Annotated in this window: 10 protein-coding genes; 2 read left to right on the forward strand and 8 right to left on the reverse strand. The window is 58.8% G+C overall.

Features of this window, described 5'->3' with window-relative positions:
• Positions 1-145 precede the first annotated feature (145 nt).
• From IEW18_RS00695 to IEW18_RS00725, 7 genes are all read right to left on the reverse strand, one after another.
• Positions 146-1516, reverse strand: a complete 1371-nt coding sequence (locus IEW18_RS00695; RefSeq protein WP_188555900.1) for a murein hydrolase activator EnvC family protein — start codon at positions 1514-1516, stop codon at positions 146-148.
• A complete protein-coding gene (lolB1, locus tag IEW18_RS00700; RefSeq protein ID WP_188555901.1) occupies positions 1500-2264 on the reverse strand; it encodes a lipoprotein insertase outer membrane protein LolB1 in 765 nt (254 codons plus the stop codon). Before lolB1 ends, IEW18_RS00695 begins: the two co-directional genes overlap by 17 nt.
• Entirely contained in the window at positions 2257-4077 is a 1821-nt protein-coding gene (locus IEW18_RS00705) for a tetratricopeptide repeat protein (RefSeq protein WP_188555902.1), read from the reverse strand. Before IEW18_RS00705 ends, lolB1 begins: the two co-directional genes overlap by 8 nt.
• Positions 4078-4191: 114 nt before the next feature.
• Positions 4192-5202 carry a sugar phosphate nucleotidyltransferase gene (locus IEW18_RS00710; protein WP_188555903.1) on the reverse strand — a complete coding sequence of 337 codons (1011 nt, stop codon included), beginning with the start codon at positions 5200-5202 and terminating at the stop codon, positions 4192-4194.
• A 93-nt stretch (positions 5203-5295) separates the two neighbouring features.
• On the reverse strand, positions 5296-5730 hold the full coding sequence (gene dut, locus IEW18_RS00715; RefSeq protein ID WP_188555904.1) for a dUTP diphosphatase: 435 nt from the start codon (positions 5728-5730) through the stop codon (positions 5296-5298).
• A 173-nt stretch (positions 5731-5903) separates the two neighbouring features.
• The gene (locus tag IEW18_RS00720) at positions 5904-7403 is read right to left on the reverse strand and encodes an MATE family efflux transporter (RefSeq protein ID WP_188555905.1); all 1500 of its coding nucleotides are present in this window, start codon (positions 7401-7403) and stop codon (positions 5904-5906) included.
• Between the two features lie 144 nt (positions 7404-7547).
• Positions 7548-8333, reverse strand: a complete 786-nt coding sequence (locus IEW18_RS00725) for an enoyl-CoA hydratase/isomerase family protein (protein ID WP_188555906.1) — start codon at positions 8331-8333, stop codon at positions 7548-7550.
• A gap of 253 nt (positions 8334-8586) precedes the next feature.
• Between IEW18_RS00725 and mscL the strand changes: the two genes are divergently transcribed.
• Together mscL and IEW18_RS00735 are read left to right on the forward strand one after the other, a co-directional pair.
• On the forward strand, positions 8587-9009 hold the full coding sequence (mscL, locus tag IEW18_RS00730; protein WP_188555907.1) for a large conductance mechanosensitive channel protein MscL: 423 nt from the start codon (positions 8587-8589) through the stop codon (positions 9007-9009).
• A 371-nt stretch (positions 9010-9380) separates the two neighbouring features.
• Positions 9381-9836 (forward strand): hypothetical protein, encoded by a 456-nt coding sequence (locus IEW18_RS00735; RefSeq protein WP_188555908.1) that lies wholly within the window; start codon positions 9381-9383, stop codon positions 9834-9836.
• 753 nt (positions 9837-10589) lie between these two features.
• Here the strand turns inward: IEW18_RS00735 and infB are convergent.
• Complete coding sequence (gene infB / locus IEW18_RS00740) at positions 10590-13700, reverse strand: translation initiation factor IF-2 (RefSeq protein WP_188555909.1); 3111 nt, start codon at positions 13698-13700, stop codon at positions 10590-10592.
• Positions 13701-13773 lie beyond the last annotated feature (73 nt).

Below are 13773 nucleotides of genomic sequence, written 5' to 3' on the forward strand. Positions count from 1 at the left end.
ATCTTTCGTCATGTTATCGGGGATTACCCTGGCCAGGTTGGTGGCTTCACCGCCGCTAGCGGACCGGGGGAGGGATTCTGATAGCTAAGTTTGTTTTCATAGCTCAGAAAGACACCGCATGCTGTGCGGTGTTTTTTTTTGCTACCTACTTGCGGCCCAACCAGTTTTCCGGGTTCAGGTTGGAGCTGTTGTGCCACACCTGAAACTGCACCTCGGAGGTCCCTTCCGCATCCGTAGACACGGTGCCGATGGTTTGGCGAGCGCTAATGGTCTGGCCCTCACTGACGCTAACGCTGCGTAGCTTGGCGTACACCGTGAAGTAGTCACCGTGCTGCACCATTACAATGGTGTTCATGCCGGGCACGCTGGCCACGGTCAGCACTTTCCCGCTGAAAACGGCCCGCACCGGCTCCCCGGCATTGGTTTGAATATCAACGCCCCGGTTCTCTACTACTACATTCTTCAGTACGGGGTGATTGTGCCGGCCGAAGTGCTGGCTGATAAACCCCCGGCCCACGGGCCACGGCAGCCGGCCCCGGTTATCATGAAACGATGAAGCCAGCTCGGCGCCCTCCGGAGTCATCGTGACGCGGTCGACGCGTTCGGCCGCGGCTTCCGCGGCTGCTTCGGTGGCCTCGGTAGTGGTAGTGCGGGCAGTAGCCCCCGGGCTACGGGAAGGTGCGGTAGCCGCAGTGCTGGCGCGGGCCGCAGCGGCTTTAGCGGCGGCCCGCCGGGCCGCCAGGCGGGCGGCGCGGGCAATTTCTTCCCGTACCCGCTGAGCAATCAGGTTGTCGAGGCGGGTTACGGCCTGCTGGCGGGTTGCCAGCTCCTGACGTAGGCTCTGCTCTTGCTGGGTGAGTTTCGTGACGACCTGATCCTGCTGAGTTTTGAGCGTGAGCAGGTTTTTCTTTTCCGAAATCTGGGTAGTAAGCAGGGAGCCTTTTTCCTCCTGCTTCTCCTTGAGGCCCGTAAGTTGGGTGCTTAGGCGCTGCTGGGTGTGGCTGATTTGCGCAGCCTGGGCTTTGCGTACTTCCGTGTACTGGCGGATGTAGCGAAGGCGGAGCATGAACTGGTTAAACGACTCCGAGGCAAACAGAAACATGACCCGGTTGTAGCCGTTGGCCGTTTTGGAGCCGGCGTAAATCAGGCGGGCATACTCCGCCTTGAGCTGCTCCAGGCTTTGGCGGGTCTGCTGCACCTGGTTTTCCGTCTGCTTAACGTCGGTTTCAATGTAGCGCAGCTCACTGCTGATGTTCTTGATGACGCCCTGCTGCACCGTGAGCTTTTCCTTCAGCGCGTTAAGCTGCCCAACCGAGGCCTGCTTCTGCTGCTGGGTTTGCTCCAGAATCCGGCTGGTTTCGTTGATGCGCTTCAGGGTCAGGCGTCGCTCCCGCTCGAGCTGGGCCTTGCTTTTGCGGCCCGTGGAGCCCGTGCGCTGCGCCCAAGAGGCATCGGCTACCCCCAGCAACAACGCGCAACTTACTACCAGCAGCCAGCTTTTACTTTTTGCGCGCATAGCCCTTAGGAACCGAGAAAGGGAACTGCAGCCGCTCCTTGTCCACATCTATCGAGCGGTAGGTGATGGTAAGCGTGGAGGGCGCGGCCTGGCCTTGCTGCACCTGCACCAGGCTACTGTGGGCAAACGGCTGGGCCGTGCGCTCCAAGGGCCGGAAGTCGGAGTAGTCGACGGTGAGCTTGTTTTCACTGGCCGGGGCCTGTACCTGCAGTTGCTGAATGCGCCCACGCTCCAGGTTTACCAGCTGCTGCACCAGCAGGCCGGCCTGCTCATAATTCACGCGCTGCACCGGGCCCTCGGTAGTAACCGTAGGCTGGGTAGTGGCGCTGAGCGGGGCCAGGTAATTGCCCAGCAGCAAGGCCTGCAGCATGTCAAAGTTGACGGGTACGTTCAGGCGCTTGCTGAGGTAGGCGAAGTCGCCGGCGTAATACTCGCGGTGGAGTTTGTCGAGCACCTGTACCGAGTCGCGGGTGATGTAAATGCGGCCGCCTTCTACCCCAATCAGCGAGGCCGAAATCCAGATGACGCTGTCCTTGCGGATGCGCACATTGATGTTGCCACTCTGCTGGTCAAACTGCGCCTTGCCTTTCGCCGCCAGAAAGCGGAAATCAACGTTAGCCGCCCGCACCGACTCCGGCATGGGCACCGTTGGTTTGCTGGCCTTGGAGCCAATGGAAAGCAATTTGCGGTTGCAGCTACCCAGCATCAACGTGGCGCTGAGCAGCACCAGCAGGAGGCGGTTACTCATATAGTTTCTTGTCTTTTATCTTCCGGTCGATGAGCGGGGAAGCACCGCCTGTTTTTTTGGCTTTCTGCCACTCCGCCAGCGCCTTATCAGCCTCGCCCAGCTTGAATAGCACGTCGCCGTAGTGCTCGATTACGGTAGCATCCGTGGTCGTCTTCAGGGCTTTTTCAAACTGCTGCCGGGCCCCGTCGTAGTCTTTCAGCCGGTAGAGCACCCAGCCGTAGGTATCGAGGTAGGTGTCGTTATCGGGGTTCTGCTTGACCAGCTTGCCCGCCATTTCCTTGGCCTTGTCCAGCTTCTCGCCCCGCAGGGAAAGGTAGTAGCTGTAGTTATTCAGCGCCTGGGCGTTGTTGGCGTCAAAGGTCAGGGCCGCTTCGTAAGCTGCATCCGACTTAGCGTATTCCTTCAACTCGTGGTAGGTGTCGCCGAGCTGGGTGTCGAACTGCGCCAGCAACTCGGGGTTGTCGGTGGCCAGCTTGCGGCCGTACTCCAACGATTTGATGGCCTTGGTGGGCTGCTTTTTCAACTGGTGGCCTACGCCGTTGTAAAACCACAGCGGAGCCTGGTTGGGGAATAGCTCCAGGGCCTGCTCCGTGTGCGTGAGCAAGGAATCAACCTGGTTTAGCTCGGCATCAATCAATACTACCTGCTGCCAGATCTGGTAGCGGGAGTTGTCGAGCTGAATGGCCTTGAGGTAGTTGGTGCGGGCGGCGGGCCGGTTACCGGTTACCGTCTGAATGTCGCCGGCAATGGAAAAGGCCTTGGCTTCGCGCGGATGCACCCGGGTAGTAATGGCGGCCAGGTCCTGGGCCGTTTGGTTGAGGGCCGGGTTGGGCAGCTGCTTGATGTAGTCAACCAGAATCCGAACCTTGTCGTCGATGTCCAGGGCCGGGCTTTCAAAGGCCAGCTTGATTTGCTTTTCCGACTCCGGGGCGTTGTTCTGCTGCCGGTACACGTCGGCCAGAATCATGCGGGCCCGCGGATTATCAGGGTCCTGCTTGAGGGCCTGCTGCGCTACCCGAATGGCGTCGGGAAAACGGTTGTTGGCCGCGTACATCTGGGCCTGGGCCAGCACGTAGCGTACCTCGTTCGGGTTGGCCGTAATCAGGACTTCGCCTTCCTTCAGGGCCTTGTCGAGGTTGTTTTGCTTAAGGTAGATCTGCTGCTTTTTGAAGGATACCTCATCCAACGGCCCAAACTGCTTTTCCGCCTGGTCGAAGGTCGCCAGCGCCTCGTTTAGCTTGCCCTGGGCAATGTACAGATCGGCTAGGTTGAAGAGGTAGTAGCCCGAGTTAGGCACCTGCTTAATCAGCGTAGTGTACACGCCAATGGCTTGGTCGAACTGCTTTTGCGAGGCGTAAATCTGGGCCAGCAGCAAGTAGTAGTAGGCGTTCTGGGGGTCTAGCTTCACGGCTGCCTGCGCAAAGTTGGTGGCATCCTGGAGGTTGCCGCTTAGCAGGTTGGTTTCAGCAATTTTATAATTGACGGCCGCATTGGTGGGGTTGAGGGCGTACGCCTTTAGCAGCCGCTCCAGGGCCTTGTTGTAATCTTCCAGCAACACAAACCGCACCCCGTCCACGAAATAAGCCTCGCTCATTTCCCGGTCCTTCTCCGATAAGGGGCGTTTTTGCTGAGCGGCGGCGTCCAGGGCCGCCCTACGGGCCAACTCCTTGCGCTCTTTGCGCGTCAGCTTGCGGGGCTTCTTTTCCGGAGCCGCAGTAGAAGTGGGAGCCGCCGGCTTTGCCTGTTGGGCGTACCCGGGGCTGGCCACCAGCAGGCCCAGCAGAAGCACAGAAAAAGCACCGAATCGACTCATGAAAACAGTAGCGCGGACCCTACGGCCGCGGTTTGGAAACGAGGAAACCTAACCCCAACACGACAGACCCGGGTAAAGGTCCGCGCTACTGAAACGTCAGGAGACGCAAAAATATCACACGCGCAGCGTGTTGTAGTCTCCCAGGCTCAAATCATTGGGCGTGCTGGCAACGGTAGCGTGGCTGCCCACCATGGAGTTGGTCAGGTTGGCGTGCAGCACCGTGGCCGACTGCTGCACGATGGAGTTAGAAACGATGGACGCGCGTACGTTGGTATGGTTGCCTAAGGAAACGTGCGGGCCTACCACCGAATCGGTAATGATAACGCCTTCGCCGATGTACACCGGCGGAATCAGGACGGAATTGGTTACCTGCGCGGACTCCGACACCAGGTTTTCGCCGCGCTCCTGCAGGTACTCCAGGTAACGCTGGTTGGTGAATACGGTAGCATCCTTGTTGCCACAGTCGAGCCACTCGGTCACGCGGCCGGGCACGAAGGAGGTACCCTTGTTCTTCATGTTCTCCAGGGCGTTGGTGAGCTGGTACTCGCCTTTGTCCTTGATGTCGTTGTCGAGCAGGTATTGCAGCTCGTTTTTCAGGTACTCGCCATCCTTGAAGTAGTAGATGCCGATGATGGCCAGGTCGGAAACAAACTCCTGGGGTTTCTCCACGAAGTCGGTAATCTGGCCCTGCTCGTTGAGCTTCACTACCCCGAACGGCTTGGGGTCGTCTACGCGCTGCACCCAGATGGTGCCCTCGGCGGAAGAATCCAGAATGAAATCAGCCTTAAACAGCGTATCAGCAAAGGCTACTACCACCGGACCATCGAGGGCCGACTGGGCGCACAGGATGGCGTGGGCCGTGCCCAGGGGCTCGTCCTGGTAATGAATAGTGCCCTTGGCACCTACGGAATCGGCAATCTGCACGAGGCTTTTCTCCACCTCCGCGCCAAAGCGCCCGATAATAAAGGCCACTTCCTCTACCTGCTCGCCGCATACTTTGGCAATGTCTTCCACCAGGCGCTGCACAATAGGCTTGCCGGCAATCGGAATCAGGGGCTTAGGAACAGTGAGCGTGTGGGGGCGCATGCGCTTCCCCATACCAGCCATCGGGACGATGATTTTCATACGGGTGTGGTATTGAAAGGTAAAAGTTGATTTTAAGGGTAATATGGGCCTAAGCAGGTACTGGTTACGTAAGGATGGGCTGCTAGTGCGAGGTTACTGCCGGCCGGTGCTGCCGTAGCCGCCGGCGCCACGGGCCGTGTCGCTAAGGGCCGCAACGAGCTGCCACGCTACGGTTTCGTGGCGGGCCACTACCAGCTGGGCAATACGCTCCCCATCCTGCACCACGAACTCCTGGTCGGAGAGGTTCACGAGCAGCACCTTTAGCTCGCCGCGGTAGTCCGCATCGATGGTGCCTGGGCTGTTCACCAAACCAATGCCGTGTTTGTACGCCAAGCCGCTACGGGGCCGCACCTGCATTTCGTAGCCTACTGGAATTTCCAGAAACAGGCCGGTCGGAATAAGGGCGCGTTGCAGGGGCTTCAACGTAACGGGCTCGTCGAGGTTGGCCCGCACATCCATGCCGGCGGCGTGGGCCGTTTGGTACTCCGGCAGCGGATGCTTGGAGGTATTGATAACGGAAATCAGCATGAAGCAAAGAAGCACAGGCAGTTGCCCGCACCAAAGGTAGAAGGAGAAGAACAGGTTACCGCACTGTTTTGGCGGATTACGAGGAAATACTGGATGATTCCGATGCGGTATTTCCCCATGAAACGGCTCAAGCTAGCGTAATTTCACGGGTTTCAAGGCCGAAGCCGCCAAATTCAGAGGGCGCGCAGCCGGCGGCCTTCCACCAAAGCAATCAGACCCACAAAACCCAGTGTTAGCAGGGCGTGGAAGGCGTAGCGGGGCCAGCCGGCCGCCACGGGCAACCACCAGCTCAGAGCCACAACGCCCACGGCCAGCGCCAGCCACGTCAGCAACCGAGCAATGGGGTAGGGGACGGGAAAGTGCCGCTCCCCCAGCCACCAGCACAGGGCCGCCATCAGGAAGTAGCAGGCTAGGGTGGCAATAGCCGAGCCCATGTAACCCAGCAGCGGAATCAGCAGGAAGTTAAGCACGACCGTCAGGGCTGCCCCGGCAAAGCCAATGTAGGTGCCGTAGTACGTTTTGTCAGTGAGCTTAAACCACACCGAGAGGTTCCAGTACACGCCCAGAAACAGGTAAGCCAGCAGCAGTACCGGTACTACCGCCAAGCCCTGCAGGTATTCGGGCCGGCGCAGGAATATCTGGGCCACCAAATCTACGTTCACGCTCACGCCCACAAACAGCATGGTGCAGCAGAGCGTGAACCACTTCAGCACGAGGGCAAACGTGTAGGGTGAGTTCTTTTCGTTGCTCTGGGCGAAGAAAAACGGCTCGGCTGCGTACTTAAAGGCCTGAATAACAAGGCTCATCAGGACGCTGATTTTGTAGCAGGCCCCGTAGATGCCTACGGCCGCCAGGTTGCTTTGGCCGGGGTAAAAGTTCTCTGGCAGCCACATGGGTAGGATAATCCGGTCCAGCATTTCGTTAACCATACCGGCCACTCCCATGAGCATAATGGGGTAGGCGTACTGCAGCAGGGGCCGCAAGGGCTCCAGGTTCAGGCGGAAGCGGAAATCCAGCAGCTCCCGACCCAGCAGCACCAGCGTAAAGGCCGAGGCGGCCAGATTGGCGAGGAACACGTAGCCCACCCCAAGGGTAGGGTTGTACACGCTTTCCACCAGGGGGCGCAGGCCCGGCAGGTAGTTGCCGGCCAGCACATCGGGACAGAGCACGATGAAAAACAGGTTCAGTCCGATATTGAGCAGAATGCTAGCCAGCCGAATTCCGGCAAACTTGCGGGCCTTGTTTTCCAGCCGCAGCCGGGCAAATGGAATGGCCGCCACGGCGTCGAGCCCGAGAATAATGGCAATCCAGACGGCGTACTGTTCGTGGCCGGCCGGCAGGCTCAGCAGGCTCATCAGGGGCCGGGCCAGCAGGGCCACTACCCCGCTGAACACGACGCTGGTAAGCACCAGTAGGGTCATAACCCGGTCGTAGAGCTCCTGGCGGTCGGTGCCGGGCCGGTTGGCAAAGCGGAAGTAAGTGGTTTCCATGCCGTAGGTGAACAGCACGTTCAGAAACGAAACGTAGGCGTACAGTCCCGTCACGATGCCGTACTCCGCCGCTGCAAACCGCCCGGTGTACACCCGCACCAGCAAGAACGTCAGCACGCGCCCCACAATGCTGCTCAGGCCGTACACGGCCGTTTGCGAAGCCAGTCGCTTGGCTATACTCATTTAATGGAAAGCTAAATTCAAGGGAAAAGGAAAGCCAAGCGGGCAGGAAAAGGCCGGGGCGGCCACTGCCTGCACGGCAAATGACTACCCCGGTCCCGTAACATCAGTAAAAAATTCTGGGCCGCTGGCAGAGGTAGCCAGCTGCTACTTGCCGGTGAAGCTGGCCGGCCGCTTTTCCAGGAAGGCCGACGTGCCCTCCCGAAAATCATCCGAATTAAAGCAGCGGGCAAAGGCATCGGCCTCACTCTGGTAGCCCTGGCGGTCCTTGTCGTAGTAGGCATCCACGCAGTCGAGGCACAACCCCACCGCCAGCGGCGCCTTGGTCAGGATGCGGCCGAGCAGTTGCTTGGTAAAGCTTAGCAGCTCCGCCTGGGGCACTACGTGGTTGACCAAGCCCAGGCGCAGGGCCTCGTCGGCCTTAACCATGTCGGCCGTCAGCAGCAACTCAATGGCTTTGCCTTTGCCGATGAGCTGGGTCAGGCGCTGGGTGCCGCCGTAGCCGGGCACCAGGCCCAGGTTTACTTCGGGCTGGCCAAAACGGGCATTTTCCGAGGCAATCCGCATGTGGCAGGCCATGGCCAGCTCGCAGCCCCCGCCCAAAGCAAAGCCGTTTACGGCCGCAATAACCGGCTTCGGGCTTTCTTCCAGCAGGCGGAAAGCCTCCTGGCCCTGCACGGCCGCCTGGCGCCCCGAAACCTCATCAAGCTGGGTAAGCTCCGCAATATCCGCTCCAGCCACAAACGACTTCTCCCCGCTACCCGTCAGGATAATGCCGCGCACGGCAGTATCGTCGAGGGCCTGCTGGGCCGCGGCCCGAATTTCCTCGATGGTGGCCGCATTCAAGGCATTAAGCTTGTCGGGGCGGTTGATGGTGATGGTCAGGATGCCGGTTTCGGCGTCCAGGTGGTAGAGCAGGTTGGTGAAAGTCATAGCAAAAGAGGCGAGTGGGCACAATGAGCGGGTAAAGATAGGATGAATTACGGCGCGGCTAGACTACCAAGTCAGCTTCCCGGCTACCTCCCGCTAATGGCGGCTACCCCGGTTTCAGGATGCGAAAACCGCTGCTGCCAAGAGCCGCTACCAGGCGTGTTCACTTACGCAGCCTCGGGAAAGGATTACATTATTAAAAATATATATTTACCCCAATCCTTGCTTTCCCTTTACTCCCAAACACTTCCGTCGTATGAGCTTTGTTTCCGAGTTTAAAGAATTTATTTCCAAGGGCAATGTCCTTGACTTGGCAGTTGGGGTCATCATTGGGGGCGCCTTTGGCAACATCGTGAAGTCGCTCACGGACGACGTGCTGATGCCCCTGCTCACCATACTGACGGGTGGCCTTGACTTCAAGGAATGGTTTCTGGCCCTCGACGGCACGAGCTACAGAACGCTGGAGGAGGCCAAAAAGGCGGGGGCCGCTACTATTAACTACGGGTTGTTCCTGAACGCTATTATCGTGTTTCTGCTCATGGCCTTTGCCATTTTCTGGCTCGTGAAAATTGCCAACCGATTCAAGCGGCCCCAGCAGGTAGTAGTTGCCGACCCGGGCCCAACCAAGGAGCAACTGCTGCTAATGGATATCCGTGACGCTCTGCGTAGCCGCCCCTAAGGAAATGTCAACGACCGAGGAGCAGGCAGCGTTGGCCGGTAATTGACAGCGCACCACCGAGTTGTTGCGCCACGTGTAGCTTACAGTGGATAGGTTTGCAGCTTATGATGTAAGCTGCCGCTGAAACGCGTGGCCCGTCTTCTTACTTGGCTTGAGACTTGCTTTAGGCCGGGTAACAAGTCAAGCACTGCAACTGGGGCAGAGAAACATGCTGATTTTAGCACCAAGGCAAGCGTAGCTAAACGGCTGATTTGCAAGTTTCAGCTTGCTTTGAACTAACTTTACCACGCACCCGTTGGGCGCAAAACCGGGTTGTACTACTGCCATAGCGTACGTCGTTTATTTACCGGTTCTTACCACCTCACCTGTCCATGAAGAAGCTGTTTTTCGCCCTTATCGTAGCCGCCGTTGGGGTAGTAACAACGCCGGCTGCCAAAGCCCAGAGTACTGCCAGCGCCGCTTACTCGGGCCAGACGCAGCGAAGCAATGAGCAGGGGCTGCGCAAAAAGCGCAAGTCCTCCGCCACCGACATTGCCCGCATGCAGCAGCGCATGAGCATGAACCCCGATGAGGCCAAGCGCGACCAGCAACTCGAAATTCTGGAGGCTCGTTCGGGCATGAGCACCGCCAATACCAGCTTCGGGCGCTCGTCGGGTCCTGCCCGGCAATTTGAGAAGGGTGCTGGAGGCTTTACCGTGCGCAAGTTCAAGGATAATCGAGTAGGCACGGCTCGCCAGAAGCGCGGGCAAACCCGGGCCGCGGGTTTCGTAGACCCCAAGGGCAAACCACTGACTCACAAGAAAAAGAAGCACTTCTTATTCTTTTAATCCTCAGGAGCACAGAGCAAGAAAAAGCCCCGCTGCATCAGTAGCGGGGCTTTTTCTTGCTCTAGGTAGTTGTAAAACTAATGTCGCGCACGGGCCAGGGCCGGCCATCTGGCTGAGTAAAAGGTGGAGTACCCGGGTGCAGTAACCGGGCGCACCAGCGCCGAGCCGGCTGGCTTTTTCAGCGCGCTGAAGCTGTTACTACCCGGGTAGGGTAGGGCCCGTGACGAGGGCGCCACCTCACTTGGGGCATACGGTACTAGTTGGCGGGCTGCCAGCAGCTGCCCGCAGCAGGTTGCCCCTGCCACCAGGGTAGTAAAAAGTAAAATACGCTTCATACGAACGAATTAGAGCGTTAAACGAAGCCTGCCCAACAAAGATGCAAAAGCTAACCGAGTGGTTGCCAAGCTAGAAAATCATATTTCCAAGGTTCCCGCCCCTAATAGGTTAGGTCCCTACTCATCCCCACATCAACTTACGCACGCGACCTGCTGCAAACCACTTCCTATTCCTCCCAACTTCACTTCCTCCTTGCTTCTCCACTCGTCCGCTTTTACCGAAGCCACAGGCATAATTGGCTGTGCATCTGGTGTTTTGGCGCAAGCGTATGATCTAAGATAGGGAGCGGGTTCCGGTTTTTAAAACCAAATAAATTTTGTGGCCCTGACGCGGAGAAGCAAACTAGAGTCGCTTTAAAGCAGAAAAGCCCCAACCTGCGGAGGTTGGGGCTTTTCTGGTGGCAACAAAGCGTCCGTTTTACAGGGTGCGCTTTACCTCTTTTTCTTCGAATCCTTCAATGTTGTCCCCTTCGCGGAGGTCATTGTAGCCTTTCAGCGAGATACCGCACTCGTAACCCTGGCGTACTTCCGACACATCGTCTTTGTAGCGCTTGAGGTCTTGAATTTCGCCCGAGTACACCACAATACCGTCGCGGACCAGCCGCACCTTGGTTTTGCGGGTGAAGGTACCGTCCGTTACCATACAGCCGGCAATAGTACCCACTTTGGTAATGTTGAATACCTGGCGAACCTCGGCGTTGGCTACTACCACTTCCTGCACCGTTGGGGCCAGCATGCCTTCCATGGCATCCTTCACCTCGTTGATGGCATTGTAGATGATAGAGTAGAGGCGGATATCAATCTGCTCCTGCTCGGCCAGCTTACGTGCGCTCTGAGAAGGACGCACTTGGAAGCCAATGATGATGGCGTCGGAGGCCGAAGCCAGCAGTACGTCGGATTCAGAAATGGCGCCCACCCCTTTGCTGAGGATGTTCACGGCCACTTCTGGCGTGCTCAGCTTGAGCAGGGAGTCGGCCAGTGCTTCCACCGAGCCGTCCACGTCACCTTTCACCAGCACGTTGAGTTCCTTGAACGAGCCGATGGCCAGACGACGACCAATTTCATCCAGGGTAATGTGCTTCTTAGTGCGCATGGTCTGCTCGCGGGTCAGCTGCTGACGCTGGGTAGCCAGTTCCCGTGCTTCCCGCTCGGTTTCCATCACCTGAATCTTGTCACCCGCCTGAGGCGCGCCCGTCAGACCAAGCACCTGAACCGGAGTAGCTGGCCCGGCCTGCTTCATCTTTTTGCCGCGGTGGTCCGTCATGGCCTTTACGCGGCCGTAGTGTGGGCCAGCCAATACGATGTCGCCTACGTTCATGGTACCGGTCTGGACCAGAATGGTCGTCACGTAACCACGTCCTTTGTCCAGGGAGGCTTCGATAACGGTGCCAATGGCGTTGCGGTCCGGGTTGGCTGTCAGCTCCAGAATCTCGGCTTCCAGCAGCACCTTTTCCAGCAGATCGTCAATACCAAGGCCCGTTTTGGCCGATACTTCCTGAGACTGGTATTTACCACCCCATTCTTCTACCAGCACGTTAATAGCCGACAGTTCTTCCCGCACTTTGTCGGGGTTGGCACCGGGCTTATCAATCTTGTTTAGCGCAATGACAATCGGTACCCCAGCGGCCTGGGCGTGGTTGATGGCTTCCTTGGTCTGGGGCATTACCGAGTCGTCGGCCGCTACCACAATAATGGCAATGTCCGTCACCTTGGCGCCACGGGCACGCATGGCGGTAAACGCTTCGTGACCCGGGGTATCCAGGAAGGTTACCCGCTTGCCCGACTTGGTCATCACGTCATAAGCACCAATGTGCTGGGTGATGCCACCTGCTTCGCCCTTAGCTACGCTGGCGTTCCGGATGTAGTCAAGCAAAGAGGTCTTACCGTGGTCAACGTGACCCATGATGGTCACGATAGGAGCCCGCGGCTGCAGGTCTTCCGGTGCATCCTCAATGTCGATGGTCGTTTCCTCTTCCTCAGCACTCAGGAATTCTACGTCGTAGCCGAATTCATCCGCAATAACAGTAATGGCTTCGGCGTCGAGGCGCTGGTTGATAGAAACGAACATGCCCATGTTCAGGCACACCTTGATTACTTCGTTCACCGATACATCCATGAACGACGCCAGGTCGTTGGCAGAGATGAATTCAGTTACTTTCAGGGTCTTGGCATCCAGCTCGTTCTGAGCGCGCAAGGCCTCCCGGTCTTCGGCGGCCATGTTCCGCTTGTCGCGGCGGTACTTGGCGCGGTTCTGCTGCTGACCACCACGGCCGCCGCTGAGCTTGGCCAGCGTTGCCTTGATCTGCTCCTGAATTTGCTTGTCGTTTTGCTCGGGCGTAAGAGCCGGCGCAGGCTGACGGTTGTTGCCACCGGTTCCGGCAGGGCGGTTGTTGCCACCGCCTTGCTGACCCGGACGGTTGTTACCGCCCGTACCGGCGGGGCGGTTGCCACCACCTTGCTGGCCGGGACCACCTTGGCGGTTGCCGCCCTGTTGGCCGGGACCACCGGAGCCAGTTTGCTGGCCAGGAGTTCCGGGCCCACTCATTGGAATGCGCTGGCGCTTCTTCTTATCAGGGCTGATGCCGCTCTTGCGTACGTCCGAGGATGCTACAGGGCGGGCACCACGCCCGCCACCACCGCGCCGCGAAGAATCAAGGGGCAACTCAATCTTACCAAGAACAGTCAGGCCTTTTAGCTGATCCGCCTTGGCTACGATGGTGCCTTCTTCCGTGGCTGCGGCATCCGGAGCGGCAGCTGGTGCTGGAGCCGGGGTAGCCGGGGCAGGCTGCGGTGCCTCAGGAGCTTTCGGAGCAGGAGCTGCCGCTACGGGAGCGGTAGGCTGGGGTGCTGGCGCAACCGGCTGAGGGGCAGGCTTGGGCGCTTCCGCTACTGGGGCAGCAGGCGCAGGCTTTACCTCGGGTTGAGGCGCAGCTATTGGCGCAGGTTGGGGAGCCTCAGGAGCTTTGGGCGCAGTGGCTACGGGAGCCGGTTCAGGGGCCGGAGCCGGAGTAGGCTGAGCAGCCGGGGCTGCTGGTGCAGCCGGTCGGGGTGGCACGGGCCGGCCCTTGGCATCCAGCTCAATTTTACCCAGCACTTTCAGGCCAGGCACGCGGCTTGCCTCCGGAGCGGGGGCAGCCACTGGCTGAGGAGTGGGGGTAGCGGGTTTGGGGGCCTCAGCCGCTGGAGCGGGTTGAGGCGCGGGGGCGGCCGGCTTTGGAGCCGGCGCAGCAGGGGTAGGGGCTGGTTTAGGAGCGGCAGCTTCCGCCGCACGCGCCTGGGCCGCCGAAGCTGCCGCGGCGTCTAGCTCCGTCTGGCGCTTGGCCTGACTGAGCTTTGCGGCCTCCATCTTATCCTGCGCCGACGACTCAAACGCCTTTTCGAGCAGGGATACCTGCTCCGACGATAGCTTGGTCGTAGGTTTGTTTTCGATGATGTGCCCTTTTCCCGCCAGAAAATCTACAATCGTAGAAAGTCCAACGTTCAGGTCTTTGGCCGCCTGATTCAGCCGTTTGGTTGCTGCTTCCGCCATTCTATGCTCGCGAACGATACTCTTATTCAGTTGCAAAGGTACTATATTAAATCTTGCCGGGCGGGGTCAAAAT

The sequence above is a fragment of the Hymenobacter glacieicola genome, from assembly GCF_014640315.1.
Classification (GTDB): Bacteria; Bacteroidota; Bacteroidia; order Cytophagales; family Hymenobacteraceae; genus Hymenobacter; species Hymenobacter glacieicola.

Coding starts and splice junctions, on each gene's coding strand:
- IEW18_RS00695 (WP_188555900.1), bottom strand. CDS start 1,516: ATGCGCGCAAAAAGTAAAAGCTGGCTGCTGGTAGTAAGTTGCGCGTTG.
- lolB1 (WP_188555901.1), bottom strand. CDS start 2,264: ATGAGTAACCGCCTCCTGCTGGTGCTGCTCAGCGCCACGTTGATGCTG.
- IEW18_RS00705 (WP_188555902.1), bottom strand. CDS start 4,077: ATGAGTCGATTCGGTGCTTTTTCTGTGCTTCTGCTGGGCCTGCTGGTG.
- IEW18_RS00710 (WP_188555903.1), bottom strand. CDS start 5,202: ATGAAAATCATCGTCCCGATGGCTGGTATGGGGAAGCGCATGCGCCCC.
- dut (WP_188555904.1), bottom strand. CDS start 5,730: ATGCTGATTTCCGTTATCAATACCTCCAAGCATCCGCTGCCGGAGTAC.
- IEW18_RS00720 (WP_188555905.1), bottom strand. CDS start 7,403: ATGAGTATAGCCAAGCGACTGGCTTCGCAAACGGCCGTGTACGGCCTG.
- IEW18_RS00725 (WP_188555906.1), bottom strand. CDS start 8,333: ATGACTTTCACCAACCTGCTCTACCACCTGGACGCCGAAACCGGCATC.
- mscL (WP_188555907.1), top strand. CDS start 8,587: ATGAGCTTTGTTTCCGAGTTTAAAGAATTTATTTCCAAGGGCAATGTC.
- IEW18_RS00735 (WP_188555908.1), top strand. CDS start 9,381: ATGAAGAAGCTGTTTTTCGCCCTTATCGTAGCCGCCGTTGGGGTAGTA.
- infB (WP_188555909.1), bottom strand. CDS start 13,700: ATGGCGGAAGCAGCAACCAAACGGCTGAATCAGGCGGCCAAAGACCTG.